Annotated in this window: 12 protein-coding genes; 6 read left to right on the top strand and 6 right to left on the bottom strand. The window is 66.9% G+C overall.

Going from position 1 to position 14,527, the window contains the following annotated elements; all coding sequences use genetic code 11:
* The first annotated feature begins 216 nt into the window (after window positions 1-216).
* From ABIC35_RS21445 to ABIC35_RS21430, 4 genes are read left to right on the top strand one after another with little or no spacing between them, the layout of a single operon-like run.
* Window positions 217-774 carry a PAS domain-containing protein gene (locus ABIC35_RS21445; RefSeq protein ID WP_121080134.1) on the top strand — a complete coding sequence of 186 codons (558 nt, stop codon included), beginning with the start codon at window positions 217-219 and terminating at the stop codon, window positions 772-774.
* Window positions 771-4,217, top strand: coding sequence for a CheR family methyltransferase (locus tag ABIC35_RS21440; RefSeq protein WP_354278602.1), 3,447 nt, complete (start codon window positions 771-773; stop codon window positions 4,215-4,217). Before ABIC35_RS21445 ends, ABIC35_RS21440 begins: the two co-directional genes overlap by 4 nt.
* Entirely contained in the window at window positions 4,186-4,539 is a 354-nt protein-coding gene (locus tag ABIC35_RS21435) for a response regulator (protein ID WP_183049534.1), read from the top strand. The genes ABIC35_RS21440 and ABIC35_RS21435 overlap by 32 nt, the downstream gene beginning before the upstream one ends.
* A 21-nt stretch (window positions 4,540-4,560) precedes the next feature.
* On the top strand, window positions 4,561-4,701 hold the full coding sequence (locus ABIC35_RS21430) for a hypothetical protein (RefSeq protein WP_183049533.1): 141 nt from the start codon (window positions 4,561-4,563) through the stop codon (window positions 4,699-4,701).
* A 20-nt stretch (window positions 4,702-4,721) separates the two neighbouring features.
* On the opposite strand, the gene ABIC35_RS21425 is transcribed toward ABIC35_RS21430, so the two are convergent.
* A complete protein-coding gene (locus tag ABIC35_RS21425; protein WP_121080132.1) occupies window positions 4,722-5,720 on the bottom strand; it encodes a phosphatase PAP2 family protein in 999 nt (332 codons plus the stop codon).
* 244 nt (window positions 5,721-5,964) lie between these two features.
* On the opposite strand from ABIC35_RS21425, the gene ABIC35_RS21420 reads away from it, so the two are divergent.
* Window positions 5,965-6,516 carry a hypothetical protein gene (locus ABIC35_RS21420; RefSeq protein ID WP_121080130.1) on the top strand — a complete coding sequence of 184 codons (552 nt, stop codon included), beginning with the start codon at window positions 5,965-5,967 and terminating at the stop codon, window positions 6,514-6,516.
* Window positions 6,517-6,518: 2 nt separating this feature from the next.
* Here ABIC35_RS21420 and ABIC35_RS21415 read toward each other — a convergent pair whose 3' ends face one another.
* Complete coding sequence (locus tag ABIC35_RS21415) at window positions 6,519-7,964, bottom strand: hypothetical protein (protein ID WP_354278600.1); 1,446 nt, start codon at window positions 7,962-7,964, stop codon at window positions 6,519-6,521.
* The gene (locus ABIC35_RS21410) at window positions 7,961-8,695 is read right to left on the bottom strand and encodes an ABC transporter ATP-binding protein (RefSeq protein WP_121080128.1); all 735 of its coding nucleotides are present in this window, start codon (window positions 8,693-8,695) and stop codon (window positions 7,961-7,963) included. The genes ABIC35_RS21415 and ABIC35_RS21410 overlap by 4 nt, the downstream gene beginning before the upstream one ends.
* Window positions 8,696-8,810: 115 nt before the next feature.
* Between ABIC35_RS21410 and ABIC35_RS21405 the strand changes: the two genes are divergently transcribed.
* Window positions 8,811-9,020 (top strand): hypothetical protein, encoded by a 210-nt coding sequence (locus ABIC35_RS21405; RefSeq protein ID WP_354278599.1) that lies wholly within the window; start codon window positions 8,811-8,813, stop codon window positions 9,018-9,020.
* Between the two features lie 9 nt (window positions 9,021-9,029).
* Here ABIC35_RS21405 and ABIC35_RS21400 read toward each other — a convergent pair whose 3' ends face one another.
* The 3 genes from ABIC35_RS21400 to ABIC35_RS21390 all read right to left on the bottom strand — a co-directional run bounded on the left by ABIC35_RS21400 (window position 9,030) and on the right by ABIC35_RS21390 (window position 14,517).
* Window positions 9,030-10,520, bottom strand: a complete 1,491-nt coding sequence (locus ABIC35_RS21400) for a tryptophan halogenase family protein (RefSeq protein ID WP_121080124.1) — start codon at window positions 10,518-10,520, stop codon at window positions 9,030-9,032.
* A gap of 35 nt (window positions 10,521-10,555) precedes the next feature.
* The gene (locus tag ABIC35_RS21395; RefSeq protein WP_121080122.1) at window positions 10,556-11,263 is read right to left on the bottom strand and encodes a SapC family protein; all 708 of its coding nucleotides are present in this window, start codon (window positions 11,261-11,263) and stop codon (window positions 10,556-10,558) included.
* A gap of 68 nt (window positions 11,264-11,331) precedes the next feature.
* Window positions 11,332-14,517, bottom strand: coding sequence for a TonB-dependent receptor (locus ABIC35_RS21390; protein WP_121080120.1), 3,186 nt, complete (start codon window positions 14,515-14,517; stop codon window positions 11,332-11,334).
* Window positions 14,518-14,527: the final 10 nt, after the last annotated feature.

Here is a 14,527-nt window from a genome sequence, read left to right as displayed (position 1 = left end):
CCATTGCCGCCTCCGTCGTGACGGACGCCTATGAATCACACGACCACCGAAAAGGGAATCCCTCGCGATTCCGCCCATCGTGAAGATGCTCTAGCGAAATCAACTGACTAGCTTCCCACAGGACGCTGAGTCGGGTTGTTTCGCGGCTGAATCACACCTATCCTGGATCAGTTTCCGGGACAGGTCGTTCTGCTTCCCTATCGAGGCCCAGCAGACATGACCCAGCAACTTCCCCCCGCGCTCCGCGACTATTTCGAGAGCTCGCCCGTCGCCCTGTCGCTGGGCGAGGCGGTCGGCGATCATCCGCTGCTGCTCACCAACCAGCGCTTCCGCGACCTGACCGGCTATGCCTCGAACGAAATCGCCGGGCAGAATTGCCGCTTCCTCCAGGGCGACAGCGACAACCAGGAAGCGCGGATGCGCATCCACGCCTTTCTCGACGACGACGCACAGACCAGCGTGCGCACTGCGATCGTCAACTTCCGCAAGGACGGCACGCCCTTCGTCAACCTGCTCTACATGTCGAAGCTGCGCGCGCTGACCGGTGAGGTCCGCTACATCTTCGCCTCGCAGTTCGACGTCAGCCGCACCCAGCCCGAGCGGCTCGCGGACTATGACAAGGCACTGGGGCAAACGATTGCGCGGCTTGCCCCGGTCGTTGCCGAAAGCGGGATTGCGGTGGAAGGCACGCTGATCACCATCGCCAACACCGCCGCGACGATCGCCCAGGCGAAGATGACGCTCTCCGACCTCGACACGAGCAGCTATCTGTGAACGCGCCCTTCGACGCTAAGACCACGACCCTGCCGATCGTCGGCATCGGCGCCTCGGCCGGCGGGCTGGAGGCCCTGCGCGAGATGCTGGCACCTGCCCGCGCGCCGACCGGCATGGCCTTCGTCATCGTCCAGCATCTCGACCCCAACCATGAGAGCATGCTGGCGCAGCTGCTCGACCGCCAGACCAGCCTCGAAGTGCTCCAGTGCGAGGGCGGCGAGCAGATCGAGGCGGACAAGGTCTATATCATCCCGCCGGGCCACGGCCTGGCGATCCGCGGCGGCACGCTGGAGCTGACCGATTTCGCCCAGCCCCGGGGCTTGCGCCGCCCGATCGACGATTTCTTCCTATCGCTCGCCGCCGACCAGCAGGGCAATGCCGCCTGCGTGATCCTATCGGGCACCGGCGCCGACGGCACGATCGGCCTGCGCGCGGTGAAGGAACATGGCGGCGTCTGCCTGGTGCAGGAGCCCGAAAGCGCGCGCTATGACGGCATGCCGCTGTCGGCGGTGGGTACCGGGCTGGTCGACTTCGTCAAGGCGCCGGGCCAGATGCTCGATTGCCTCCACGCCTTCTTCCACCGCAGCGGCGGCGAGGAGCAGAAGGAAGAGGCGTCGCTGGTCGCCGACCATGTCGACGAGCTGTGCAAGGTGCTCCGCACCGCCGTCGGCCATGATTTCTCGGGATACAAGCGCACCACGCTGATCCGGCGGATCGAGCGGCGGATGCACGTGCTCGGCATCACCAGCGGCCGCGTCTATCTCGCCCGCGCCAAGTCCGATTCCGACGAATGCGAGGCGCTGTTCCGCGACCTGCTGATCAACGTCACCCGCTTCTTCCGCGATGCCGACCTGTTCGATCGCCTGCGCACCCAGGTGATCGAGCCGCTGATGCGCAGCTGGACCAGCGAGGAGGATATCCGCGTCTGGATCCCCGGCTGTTCCTCGGGGGAGGAGGCCTATAGCATCGCGATGCTGTTCGCCGAGGCGGCGCGCAAGCTCGCCCTCCCCTCCACCGGCGTGCAGATCTTCGCGACCGATATCGACGAGCAGATGCTGCAGATCGCGCGGATGGGCGTCTATCCCACCTCGGCGCTGCTCGACCTGCCGCCGGCGCTGCGCGAGCGCTACACGCTGCCGCATACCGAGCGCTTCCAGATCGTGCCGCAGATCCGCGACATGATCCGCTTTTCCAACCACAGCCTGGTCAAGGACCCGCCCTTCTCACGGATCGACCTGGTCTCGTGCCGCAACCTGCTGATCTATTTCGACGATCGTCTGCAGCAATCGGTGATGCCGCTGCTCCACTACGCGATCCGGCCCGAGGGCTATCTGTTTCTCGGCCCCTCGGAGACGATCGGCCGGTTCGAGCATCTGTTCCCCGCGATCGACGGCCAGGCGCGCATCTTTCAGCGCTCGCCGGGTGCCCCCAATTATCCGATCGACCTGCCAGGCAGTTCGCGCGCGCGCAGTCCCCGCGAGGATCGCCACGAGCGCCAGGCCGGCCGCGTCGGCGCCGAGGAGACAGCGGCCGTCCGCCGGCTGATCGATCGCTATGCACCCGCCAGCCTAGTGCTCGACCAGGAAGGCGTGATCATCGCCGCCTATGGTCGGCTGGGCCGCTATTTCGATTTCCCGGTCACCCGCACCGGCGGATCGAGCGCGATCGGCCTCGCCCGGCCGGGCCTGCGCAACGTTCTGGGACCGCTGCTTCGCGCGGGGCGCGACCGCCGCAAGCGGGTGGTGGCCCGCGACGTCACAGTCGAGTCCGAATATGGCGCGCAGACGATCGACGTGGTCTGCGATCCGATGCCAGACGGCACCTTACTGTTCGTGTTCCGCGAGACCGCGCCCTTCCGCCCCGCCCTCGACGAGGATGTCGCCGAACTCGACGCCGGCGACGACCATCTCGATGCGCTGGAGGACGAGCTGCGTGTCACCCGCCACCGGCTGCGCACCACCGTGGAGGAATTGGAGACCGCGAACGAGGAGCTGAAGAGCTCCAACGAAGAAATGATGTCGATGAACGAGGAGCTCCAGTCGACCAACGAGGAGCTGTCCACGGTCAATGACGAGCTGAAGGGCAAGGTCGACCAGCTGACCATCGCCAATTCGGACCTGCGCAACTTCTTTGAATCGACCGATCTCGCCGTGGTGGTGCTCGACGCCGACATGCGCATCCGCAGCTTCACCGAAGCGGCGACGGCGCTGTTCCCACTCCAACCAGGCGACCGTGGCCGGCCGCTGGCGGACGTCGCCAGCCGCCTGTCGGGCAACGACTATCTGGCCGATGCCCGGGCGGTAATCGCCGGCGAAGGTCCGCTCCAGCGCCGGGTGACCACGCAGGACGGCAGCCGCACGCTGTCGATGCGCACCCTGCCCTATCGTGCGCAGAACGGCACCACCGACGGCGCGACGCTGGTGCTGACCGACATCACCGACGCGCTCTCGCTCGAGCGCGCGCTGGCGGCCGAGCGCGAGCGGCTCGACATGGCGATCCGCGCCGGCGGCATCGCGGTGTGGGAATATCGCGTCGATACCGGCGAGACGGTGGTCGACGACCATGCCCGCGACGTGCTCGGCATCCCGGCGGGAATCGCGATGAACGATCCGGAGGCGCGGCTCGACCGGCTGCATCCGGAGGACCGGCCGCTGTTCGACCTCGAACTCGCCCAGGTGATCGCCGAGGGTGGCGACCTGGAAATCAGCTATCGCATCCTCGACGGCGACGAGGTCCGTCGGATCAAGACCTTCGGCCGCATGGTGAACGATTCCGGTCCGCGTCGACTGGTTGGCGTCTCGATCGACGTCACCCCCGAATATGCGCTCGCCGAAACGCGCGAGCTGATGCTCCGCGAGATGAACCACCGGGTGAAGAACCTGTTTGCGATCGTCAGCGGGATGATCTCGGCCGGCGCGCGCAGCCATGACGACGTGACCCGCTTCGCCAACGACATGCGCGAGCGGATCGCCGCGCTCGGCCGCGCCCATTCGCTGGCGGCGCCGGCCGGCGCGTTGCAGTCGATCGATCTCGCCGAGCTGGTCCAGGCGACCCTCGCCCCATATCGGGATCATGCCAGCATCGAAATAAATGGCCCGGCCGTGAAGATTCACCGGAGCTGTTTGTCGCCGCTCGCGTTGATGCTGCACGAATGGGCGACCAACGCTGTCAAATATGGGGCACTGGGTGCGAACGGTGGGGAACTCACCGTGCGCTGGGAACCTGTGTCCGACGGCGTTCGGCTCGACTGGCGCGAGACCGGAGACCGCCCCGTTTCGGTGGAATCGGGCACCGGCTTCGGCACAATTCTGGTACAAACCTCCTCGCGCCAATTGGGCGTGACGGTCACCCGATCGGCGGAAGACCATGTCTTCGCCATCCAGATCCATCTGCCTGCGAAAGTGCTTGCGAATGACGAAGACGGTGATGCTCATCGAGGATGAGCTTTTCGTAGCGCTGGACGTGCAGGACGTGGTGGAAGAGGCCGGCTTCGCGGTGGAAGGCCCCTATGTCTCGGTCGCCGAGGCATTGGAGGCGGTGGCGAGCCACCTGCCCGGCTGCGCGATCCTCGACGTCCGCCTGACCGATGGCGAGGTCTTTCCCGCCGCCGACGTGCTGCGCGATGCGGGCGTGCCGATCATCTTCCATTCGGGCCATGCCGACGCGACCTCGCTGCGCGACCGCTATCCGCAAGCGGTGGTCTGCTCCAAGCCCTGCTCGCCGAGCGCGCTGCGGGCGGCGGTGGAGAATGTGTTCGCGGCTTAAGTCGTCCGCACCGCGTCCGTCGTGGTAGCCGAAACGCGCGTCACGGATACCTATGGTCTTCTTCAAGAACGCTTCGATGGGGTTGCGATGATGCTGCCGGCAATCCAGCTGGCGGCCGCGCTGACCGCCATCAGCCCCGCGAGCGCGCCCGCGACCGCGTGAATACTTCCCCACATGGGATGCTATCGGCCGACGAGCGCCGTCCGCACCCGCCAGCGGACCAGCAGCGTCGCGAAGAACCAGGCGACCAGCGCGACGCCTGCGCCGAGGATCAGGTCGATCAGATAGTGTGTGCCCTCCACCGGGGTCGACAGCAGCATCGCGCAGGGAATCGCGGTCAGCCACCAGCGCAGCGGCCCGCAGCGCTGGGCGGCGGCGATGTAGAGCGTGGCGGAAGCCGCATGGAAGCTGGGCGCCGAGACCAGCCCACGCAGCTGGCCGACATCGACCAAGGTCAGGCTATGGTCGCGCAGCGCCGGGATCAGGTCGGGCTGCCACAGCTCGCTCACCGGCATATAGGGGATCGGACCGTGCCATAGGTACGAGAAGGGCCCCACTGCCGGCATCTGGCTGTAGATCGTCAACGTCAGCACCGCGGCGATCGCGAAGGCGGCGAGGAAACGATGCGCTTCGCGGCGCTGGCCTATCAGCGCGAACCAGCCGAGCAGCAGCGCCGGCGTGAGGAAGATGCTCTGATAGGCGGCGATGCCGAGCAACTGAAGCGCCCGGTGCGCCGCAACCAGGCGGTACCAGGCGAGCCAGTCGAACTGGAGGAGCTCGTCGACGCGCTGCAATCCCGCATCGGCAAAGCCCTGGCTCATCGCCGCGATCGGGTAGGAGCTCACCGCCCCGATCAGCGCGAGCGCCATGAAGAGCGTGTAATATTCGATCACCTGGGCAAGAACCAGGCTCCAGCGGCGGCCGTCGCGCAGGCACCACAGTCGCAGCAGGGGCGCGGTGGCGAGAATCGCATAATAGGGGATGTTACTGCGCGCGAATGGGTCGATGTGCAGGCCCGCCGACCAAAGCAACGCCGTGCACGCGGCCACCGCAGCAATCACCGAGCCAACTACCTGACCGCCCGAAAAGCCGATGCTCGCCCGCGGATCGGCCGAAGGCGCCGGAAGCACCGTGGTGGTAACAAGAAGGGCGGAGGCGGGATGCGGATCGTTCAAGGGCATTGCTCGTCGGGAGGGCGGAGCGACCCGCCTGCCATTGCTGTCCGCGCGTCGTGGCCGATCCTATCGCGCCGATGCGCCCGCGCCTAGCCCTCCGCCGCGCTTGTCACGCGTGGCACTTTACCCGGTGGTAAAGTGCCACGACCGGCCGTTTCCCTCGCGCGGCAAAGTGCCATGGCTGGTCCAAGTGCAGACGGGCGCACGGAAGGGATTCACAGGCGAATCGCGATGTGCTTAGATTCCTGCTATGTTCCAGCCCGATCTCTTCGCCGCCGCCCCCCGCGTTCGGCCGGATGCGGCCTCCCCCACCGCCATGGACCTGCCCGCGGTGCTCGACCGGCTGAGCGCCACCTGCGAGCGGCCGCGCTACAGCTTCATGGTCCTCCAGCTGATCGCCCAGGCGAGCGACCGCACCGGCTGGGCGGGCCCCTGGATCGAGCGCGACGGCCGCCGCCTCTCGGTGCGCGACTGGCTGAGCGAGGCGCTGTCCCCGGTCGCAAGGCGCGATCCGCGCCGGCTGGGGCTGACCGCGCGGGCGCGCGCCGAACTGGAGAAAGCGGGCACCCTTCCGGCCGATCCGGAAGCCGCGCAGGCAGCGATCGAGGCGGAGGTGCAGCATCGCATCCGCCTCTCCGGCCGCACCAATGTCAGCCGCGCGGTCTCCGAACTGGTGCGGGCGGGACTCGTGCGGCGGCATTATCAGGGCTTCCGCGTCGATCACCATAATCGCGGCGCCCAGCGGCATGCCGTCTACGCGGTGACCGAGGAGGCGCGTCGGGCGCTCCAGCCCGGCGGCTGACATCAGAGGAAGTAGACGATCACGCCCGCAGCGAGCCCGAGCAGCAAGGCAATCACGAACTCGACCAGGTTGCGGACGATCCCCCCGCCCTTCTGCCGCCGCTGGAAGGTGGAGCGCGGCGCCGGCTGGGCATGCGCCACCTCCAGATAGCCGACCGCCCCGCCCGCGCCTGCGGTGAAGAGCAGCGTGACCAGCGCGCCGGGCACGGTCTCCATCGCGATCGCGACCGGAAGCAGCATGCCCAAAGGCGCCGCCAGCGCCATTGCCGCAAGCAGCTTGGCGAAATCGAGATCGTCCTTGTCGACCGGCGCCACCTTGAGCAGATCAGGCGCATCCTCGGCCGAGGCGGCGAGCCAGGCGAGGCTCGACACCAGCTGTCCGGCGATCACCACGCTGGTAAAGGCCAGCGTCGGCGCCATCGGCAGCGAACCGCTGTCGCGAAAGGCGACGAGCAGGATCGGGGCGAGATAGACGATCCGCAGCAACACCTGGAAGATCAGCGCTGGATCACGGAGGAGCAGCCGAAGCTCCTTGGCGAAGATCGTGGAGAACAGGCCGCGGTGGAAGTGCCGGGCGATGCCGCCCTTGGCTGTGCGCTTCGCCGCAGGCCGCGCACCCCCGGCACGGTAGCTCCGCAGAAAGGCATGCCGCATGCCCCATCCGGCAAGCGCGAACAGCGCCAGTGCACCGCCGAGCAGCACCAGCATCGCCACCGGCTCGCCGAACGCGGCACGGCCGGGCAGGCTGCTCGGCCCGCCCTTCCCATAGCCCGCGCTGCGAAGCGCATCGAACAGCAGCACCGTCCCGGACTCGCGGCGGTCGTCGTGCTGGTTGAGGAGCTGGCTGGCGAGGAACACGCTCGCACCGGTCAGCGCCGCGAGGATCTGCCCCAGCGTTCGCGCCGCCCGCGGCCCCAGGGTGCGCGCGAGCAGCAGCGTCACGCCCAGCCCGAGGCACGCTGCCGTCAGGGCGAGCGCCACCAGCAGCGCCAGCGCGCCGAGCAGCTCTGGATGGCCGAGCAGCGCCACCGGCAACAGGATCGGCAGCAGGAAGATCGAGAAGGTGAGCATCACCCCGCCGGCAATGCCCAGCAGCTTGGCCGAGACGACGGTACGCGGATCCAGTGGGGCGGAGAAAAGCAGGTCGAGATCGCCCGCCTCGTACAAGGTCCGCTGGCTGGCGAGCAGCGCCTGGGTCGTCATGAAGGTGAAGAGCAGGATCGCGGCGATCAGCGCGATCAGCCAGGCGAGCGGCCCGGCCTGCCAATGTTCGTCGGCCAGCAGCAGCCCGAGGCCAACGCCCAGCCCGGTATAGCCGAGCAGCACCAGCGCGAGCACGATCTGCCCCAGCTTGCTCCGGCCGGTGGCGCGCAGGTTGCCGCGCAGCTCGTGCAGCGTCAGCCAGGCGAGGCTGCCGGGCGGCAATCGCCGCATCGTCCAGCCGATCACGGGCGGCTCGTCAGGCGGATGAAGGTGTCTTCCAGCGTCGCCTCGTCGGCCCCGGCGAGCGCGCGCAGCTCCTCCAGCGTGCCCTCGGCCAGCAGCCGCCCGCCGGCGATGATGCCGATCCGATCGGCCAGCCGCTCGGCGACCTCGAGGATATGGGTGGTCACGATCACCGTCTTGCCCTGATCGACCGCGGCGCGCAGCGCGTCCTTCACCGATCGCGCCATTGCCGCGTCGAGCCCGGTGAGCGGCTCGTCGAGGATAAGCAGCTGGGGATCGTGGATCAGCGCGCCGGCCAGTGCCACCTTCTGCTGCATGCCGCGCGAGAAGCCCTCGCAGCGCGTGTCGCGCACCTCCCACAGTTCCAGCCAGCGGAGCAGCCGTTCGGCCTCGGGCGCGGCGCGGTCGGGCGGGATCCGCCAGAGGCCGGCGACGAAGCCGAGATATTCGGCCGGGGTCAGCTTGTCGTAGAGCATCGGCTCGTCGGGCAGCCAGGCGGTGATCGCCTTGGCCGCCTGCGGATCGCTGCGCGCGTCGACGCCGAATATCTCGATGCTGCCGGCATCGGGCTCGGTCAACCCCACCGCCATGCGCAGCGTCGTCGTCTTGCCGGCGCCGTTCGGCCCGAGCAAGGCGTAGAGCTGGCCCGCCCCGACGGTGAGGTCGAGACCTGTGATGACGGGCTTGCCGAACGCCTTGTGCAGGCCGGTGATGCGGAGCGCGGGGGAGGACATCGGCACCGATCCTAGCGGCCGAGCGGTTCGTCGCAAGTGCGCCGTTATGGACCTTTTTCCGCGTTCATTCGTCCCCAGCTTCCGCAAAGTACCGGGAGGGGTAAGGATGTTCGCAATGCCAAGCACGATCGCACCGGAAGTGATCGCCTGCATCGCCGAAGGGCGCCCGCCGACCGCGACCGAACTGGAGCGGGTCGCGCGCCGCGTGCGCGCCGATCTCGGCAACGCCCGCCCCGCCTTTGCCTGGGGCGACGCCGATGCCTCCGCCGCCGACCAGCTGAGCCTGCGCGTCGCCGAACTCGCGCTGATCGGCAGCCGCCGCTAATCGCCTGCGTCAGGCGGCGGCCGGCACCTTCGCCGCCGCATAGCGCGCAATGAACTCGGCATGGCCCGGCAGCTTGGCAAGCTGGGCCGCGATTCCCGCGCGCAGGTCGCCGAGTGCGCGCTCGAGATCCTCGCTGGGAATCTGCGCGGGCATGTGGTGATGGTCGCGCGGGCGCACCCCCTGTCCCAGCATCACCGCGTTCCAGCTGTCGATGCGGAACAGATCGGTGCCTTCCTGATAGGTCGACGCGCCTTCCTCGAACAAGGCGATCCGCGCCGCGAGACTGTCCGGCACCGCGCGCGCGGCATGATCGCGCCAAAAGGGCTCGGGGCGATCGTTGCACTTGTAGTGGAGGATGATGAAGTCGCGGATATGCTCGGATTCCGCGCGCGACTGCGCGTTGAACCGCGCCGACAGCGCCGCCATGTCGCGGCGGAACGGGAAGTTCTGCAGGAGCCTGGTCACCGCGATCATCACCAGGTGGATGCTGGTAGATTCAAGCGGTTCGATGAACCCGCTCGACAGGCCCAGCGCGATGCAGTTGCGGTTCCAGGCCTTCTTCCGCATGCCGGTGGTGAAGCGGATCAGCCGCGGATCGAACAGCGCGCGCCCCGGCACCGCCGCGAGCAGCTGTGCCTTCGCCTCGTCGTCCGACAGATAGTCGCTGGCATAGACGAACCCGTTGCCCATCCGATGCTGGAGCGGAATCCGCCAGCGCCAACCGGCGCCGTGCGCGATCGCGCGGGTATAGGGCACCGGCGCCTCGGTGGTTTCGGACTGAACCGCAAAGGCGCGGTTGGTCGGCAGCCAGTGGCTCCAGTCGTCGAAGCCGGTCTTCAGCGTCTCCTCGATCAGCAGCGCGCGGAAGCCGGTGCAGTCGATGAACAGATCGCCCTCGATGCGAAGCCCCCCCTCCAGCACCAGCGCAGCGATGTCGCCATCCTGCGCCTGCTCGACCTCGATGATGCGCCCTTCAACGCGGCGCACCCCGGCCGGCTCGGCCAGGCCGCGCAGGAAGGCGGCATAGGCGGTCGCGTCGAGATGATAGGCATAGGCGAGCGGCATCGGATCGCCGGTGGCGAACTTCTCTGCCAGCGCGGCTTGCGTCTCGAGCGAATAGTCGCCGAGATCGCCGCCGAAACCACGCCGCCGGGCCTCCAGCCAGAAATGCTGGAAGTCGCACAAAGGCATCGCGCGGCCGACCGAACCGAACGGGTGGAAGTAGCGGTCACTATCGCGCAGCCAGTTCTCGAACGAGATGCCGAGCTTGAAGGTGGCATTGGTTTCGCGGAGGAAGACCTGCTCGTTGATGCCGAGCAGCTTGTGGAAGGTCCAAGCGGTGGGAATGGTGGATTCGCCCACCCCCACGGTGCTGATCGCGTCGGATTCGACCAAAGTGATGTCGAGGTTCTGCCCAAGGTGCCGCACCAGCGCCGCCGCCGCGACCCAGCCCGCCGTGCCGCCACCCGCGATCACCACCCGAAACTTCTGCCCGTCCATCGCTGATCCCCTCCGAAATTTCTGTTGTTCTGCCGTCAGCCTTCGCGGCGTTCCTTGCGCGCGATCAGTCGCGGCAGGTTGCCGAGCGAGGAAAGCTGCCACACCGCGCAGCGCAGGAAGTCCTGCGCGTGAAGCGCCGCCAGCGCCTCTGCGCCGAGCGCGGCGAAGCGGCTGCCCTCGATCACCCAGCAATCGGGTACCTTGTAACGCCGGCCGCTGGTGAGTTCGATATCGAACGTGACCGGCTCGAGCAGCCCGGCCGCCTCGAACGCCGCGAACATCGGTGCCGAAAGCTGGTCGCCGACATAGATCGCCTGCAGCGTGGCGGCGACCCGATCGAGATAGGGCGCGTTGCCGCCCTGATCGAGGAACAGCGGCGCGCCTTCACTGGTCGAGACGCGCGGGTGATCGGTATCGATGTGGATCATCGGCTCGCCCGCTTCGCCGGGGCGCGGCAGGCCGATCGAGAAGGGGCCGATTTCCATCAACGCGGGCAGCTGATCGGCATTCCAGCGATCACCGTCCAAGTACAGATTTTCATCCGCATCGAGGCCGAGCAGCACGGTCGAGCGCCAACTTCCGTCGTCGTCGCGGCGGAAGAGCAGCACATAATCGCGCTGGAGCGCTTCGAATTCGGTGGGGAACACCGTCATCTGGTTCACCGCGTCGCCGAACGCGGCACCACGGTCGAGCCGGATCCGCAGATCGGCATGGTCGATATTGTTGAGCACGGCGCGGGGCATGATGTGCGAACCTTAAACGAGAAAGGCCGCCCGAAGCGAGCGGCCTTTCCCTAGTGTACAGGCGGGCTTCAGAAGCGGAAGCGCGCGCCGGCCAGATACCGGGCCGAGCCTTCGGACTCGTACCAGGTGTTGATGTAATCGCGGCTGTAGCTGCGGACGCCTTCCTCAAGGAGGTTGATGCCTTCGAAGCTGAGCGAGATGTTCTTGGTCAGGTCATAGTTGATGCTGAGATCGACCTGGCCGTACGGATCGTTGAACGCCGGGTTGTGAGCGGCGCCGCGGTTCGTTTCGGCGAGGAACTTGCCGCGCCAGTTGTACGACAGGCGGGCGGAGATGCCGTGCTTGTCGTAGATCAGCGTGGCGTTGGCGGTGTCGCTCAGACCCACCAGCGCGAACTGGTCGGCCGTCGGATCCGCCGTGATGTTGAAGCCGATGTTACCGCGCACCAGCGTGTAGCTCGCGGCGATACCGAGGCCGGTATTGCCGAGGAAGTACTGGCCGGCGATTTCGACGCCGTAGATTTCGGCGTCCTTGTTGTTGATCGGCGTGTTCACCGCGAAGTTGAGCAGCGGATCGGCCGAGGTCGGCTTCACGTCGATCGCGGCCAGCGTGTTGCTGATATAGCCGGAATCGAAGGTCCGCGTCGACGGCACATAGTTGGCCTGCAGCTCGGCGGTCGCCGCAGCGACGTTGCCGCCGTACTTCTGCAGGATCGCGGTGCTGGTGAACAGGTTCACGTTGCTGATGTCGCCGCCCAGGCCGGTGACGATCGCACGTCCCGCCTGCGCCAGCGGACCCGCGGTTGGGTCGCGCAGGCCGAACAGGTTACGCTGCACCACCGAGTTACCGATGAAGTTGTGCACCCGCTTGTCGAAGAAGCCGACCGACAAATACACGTCGCGACGCGGATACCATTCGAGCGAGACGTCGAAGTTATCCGAATCCAGCGGCTTCAGCGCCGGATTGTTCTGGTTGCCGGTCGCAACGCCGCCCAGCGAGGTCGGGTTGTTGAGCGCACCGGCGCCGGTCGAAGCGAACAGGTTGCCGTACGGCGCGCGCGAGATCGTCTTGCTGTACGAAACGCGGCCGATCAGGTTCTTCGCGGCTTCGATCTGGAAGTCGACCTGCGGCAGCAGATTGTCGTAGCTGCCGCGGCCGGTCACCGCCTGCTGGTCCACCGAGTTGAGCACCGAGAAGTCGTTGTCGGCTTCCCACACCACCGCGAGCGGGATGGTCTGGAGCGAGGTCGCCTTCACCTTGGTGTGCTCGTAGCGGATGCCCGCGACCAGGGTCGCGTTGCGGCCGCCCACTTCGCCCTTCCAGGTCAGCTGGCCATAGGCCGCCCAGATGTCTTCCTTAACGCGGTTGTTGTTGTTGGCATCGATGATGTTCTGATGGTTGATCCCATCGTTGGTAATGCCGACATAGTGGTTGTACAGCGCGTTGTAGAGCTTGGTCGGATCCTCTGCACGCCACGCAACCTGGCCCACTGCGTCGGCGGTCGCGTTGTTGTGGTGGAACTGGCAGACCAGGCAATATTGCTGCACGGTGCCGGGCGCGAAGGCCGCGACGTCGGGCGGCAGCGCGTTGTTCCAGTCACCCAGCACCTGGCGGGTATTGTACTGGGTCTGGCGCGTGTCGGTGGAACGGAAGTCGCCGCCGAAATCGAAGCGGCTGCCGCCGCCGAGATCCCAGCCCGCGTCGATCCGCGCTTCCTTGATCTTCTGCGACTGGGTCGAGGCGAACTGGCGCTGCACCGCGGCCGACAGATCGCCGGCATCGAATACGCCGTTGCAGTTGCCGTTCTTGAACGCAACCTTGTTCGGCGTCTGCTGCGAATAGCAGTCGTTGATCGTCAGCGTCTGGGTCGGGAAGCCCTCATTGTCCCAGGTCAGGCCGTGCGACGTGACGATGTTGCCGTTGAACGCCACCGTGGTCGAGGTCTGGCCGTTGGGATTGTCGGGCAGGCTCTCCGCCTTGCCGATATGGCCATCGAAGTTCAGCGTGAAGTTGTCGGCCAGCTCCCACTTCAGGTTGCCGCCGATGTCCCACAGCCGGTTCTTCTGCGCGCGATAGGCGTTCTCGAAGCCCTCGTCCTTCACGCCGTTGAGCGTCTCGTGAAGATACTTGGTCGTCGCGATGCCGTTGCTCGAATCGTCGAAGGTGACTTCATCGAACGGCTTGGAGAACCAGTTGGACTGCGACGAGCGGCGCTCGGACGAACGCAGCTGCGCGAACAGGCCGTCGACCGTGAAGGTCATGCTGTCCGACGGGCGATACTGCACCACGGCCTGGCCGTTGATGCGCTCGCGGCTCGCCTCCGAGAAATGGTGGCGGTAGTCGTCGGGCACCGCGACCAGCGTGTTGCCATCGGTCGGGCGATTGTTGATCTTGGTGTTGGCGGTGATGTAGCCCTTCGACGGATCGAGGAAATCCGACAGGCGGGGCATGTTCCAGTAGTTGTTCGCCTGGCTCGGGAAGCTGAAGTTGCGCTTCTGATAGCTGCCGAACAGGCTGACGCCGAAGCGCTGCTCCTGGTCGCTCCAGCTGGCGATGCCCGAGAATTCCGGGGTCACATGGCTGCCGCAGCTGATGCAGTCGTCGGCCGAGGTGTCGTAGCTCGCCTTCGCGCCGACCGAGCCGGTGAAGCCGGCCTTGCCGTCCAGCGGACGCACGCCGACGATGTTGATGGTGGCGCCGATGCCGCCCGACGGAATCGCGGCGCGGCCGGTCTTGTAGACCTCCAGCGTCTTCACGCCTTCCGAGGCGAGGTTGGCAAAGTCGAACGAACGGCCGAAGCCGCCGGCGCCGTCACCACCCTGGTCTCCGCCCACCGCGACAATGTTCGAGGCCGCGAGCTGGCGACCGTTGAGCGTCACCATGTTGTACTGCGCGCCGAAGCCGCGGACCGTCACGGTCGAGCCTTCGCCGTTGACGCGGTCGATCGACACGCCGGTGATGCGCTGCAGCGATTCCGCGAGGTTGGTGTTGGCGAACTTGCCGATGTCCTCGGCCGAGATCGCATCGACGATGCCGGTCGAATCGCGCTTCAGCGCGATCGAACGCTCGAGCGAGGCGCGGATGCCGGTGACGATGATTTCGCCGTTATCCTGGCCTGCATCCTGCGCGGTGTCGGCGGCGGCAGAGTCGGTGGCGGTGCTGGTCTGGGCCGCGGCGATGCCGGGCATTGCGAGTGCCGTCGCGACGGCGAGCATGGATACCGCGCGGACGCGCGATGACGAACGAATACGCATTGGGTCTCTT

Origin of the sequence: Sphingomonas trueperi (assembly GCF_040545965.1) — a bacterium.
GTDB lineage: Bacteria > Pseudomonadota > Alphaproteobacteria > Sphingomonadales > Sphingomonadaceae > Sphingomonas > Sphingomonas trueperi_C.
The sequence above is the reverse complement of the archived record's forward strand: the minus strand, read 5'-3'. Positions and strand labels throughout refer to the sequence as shown.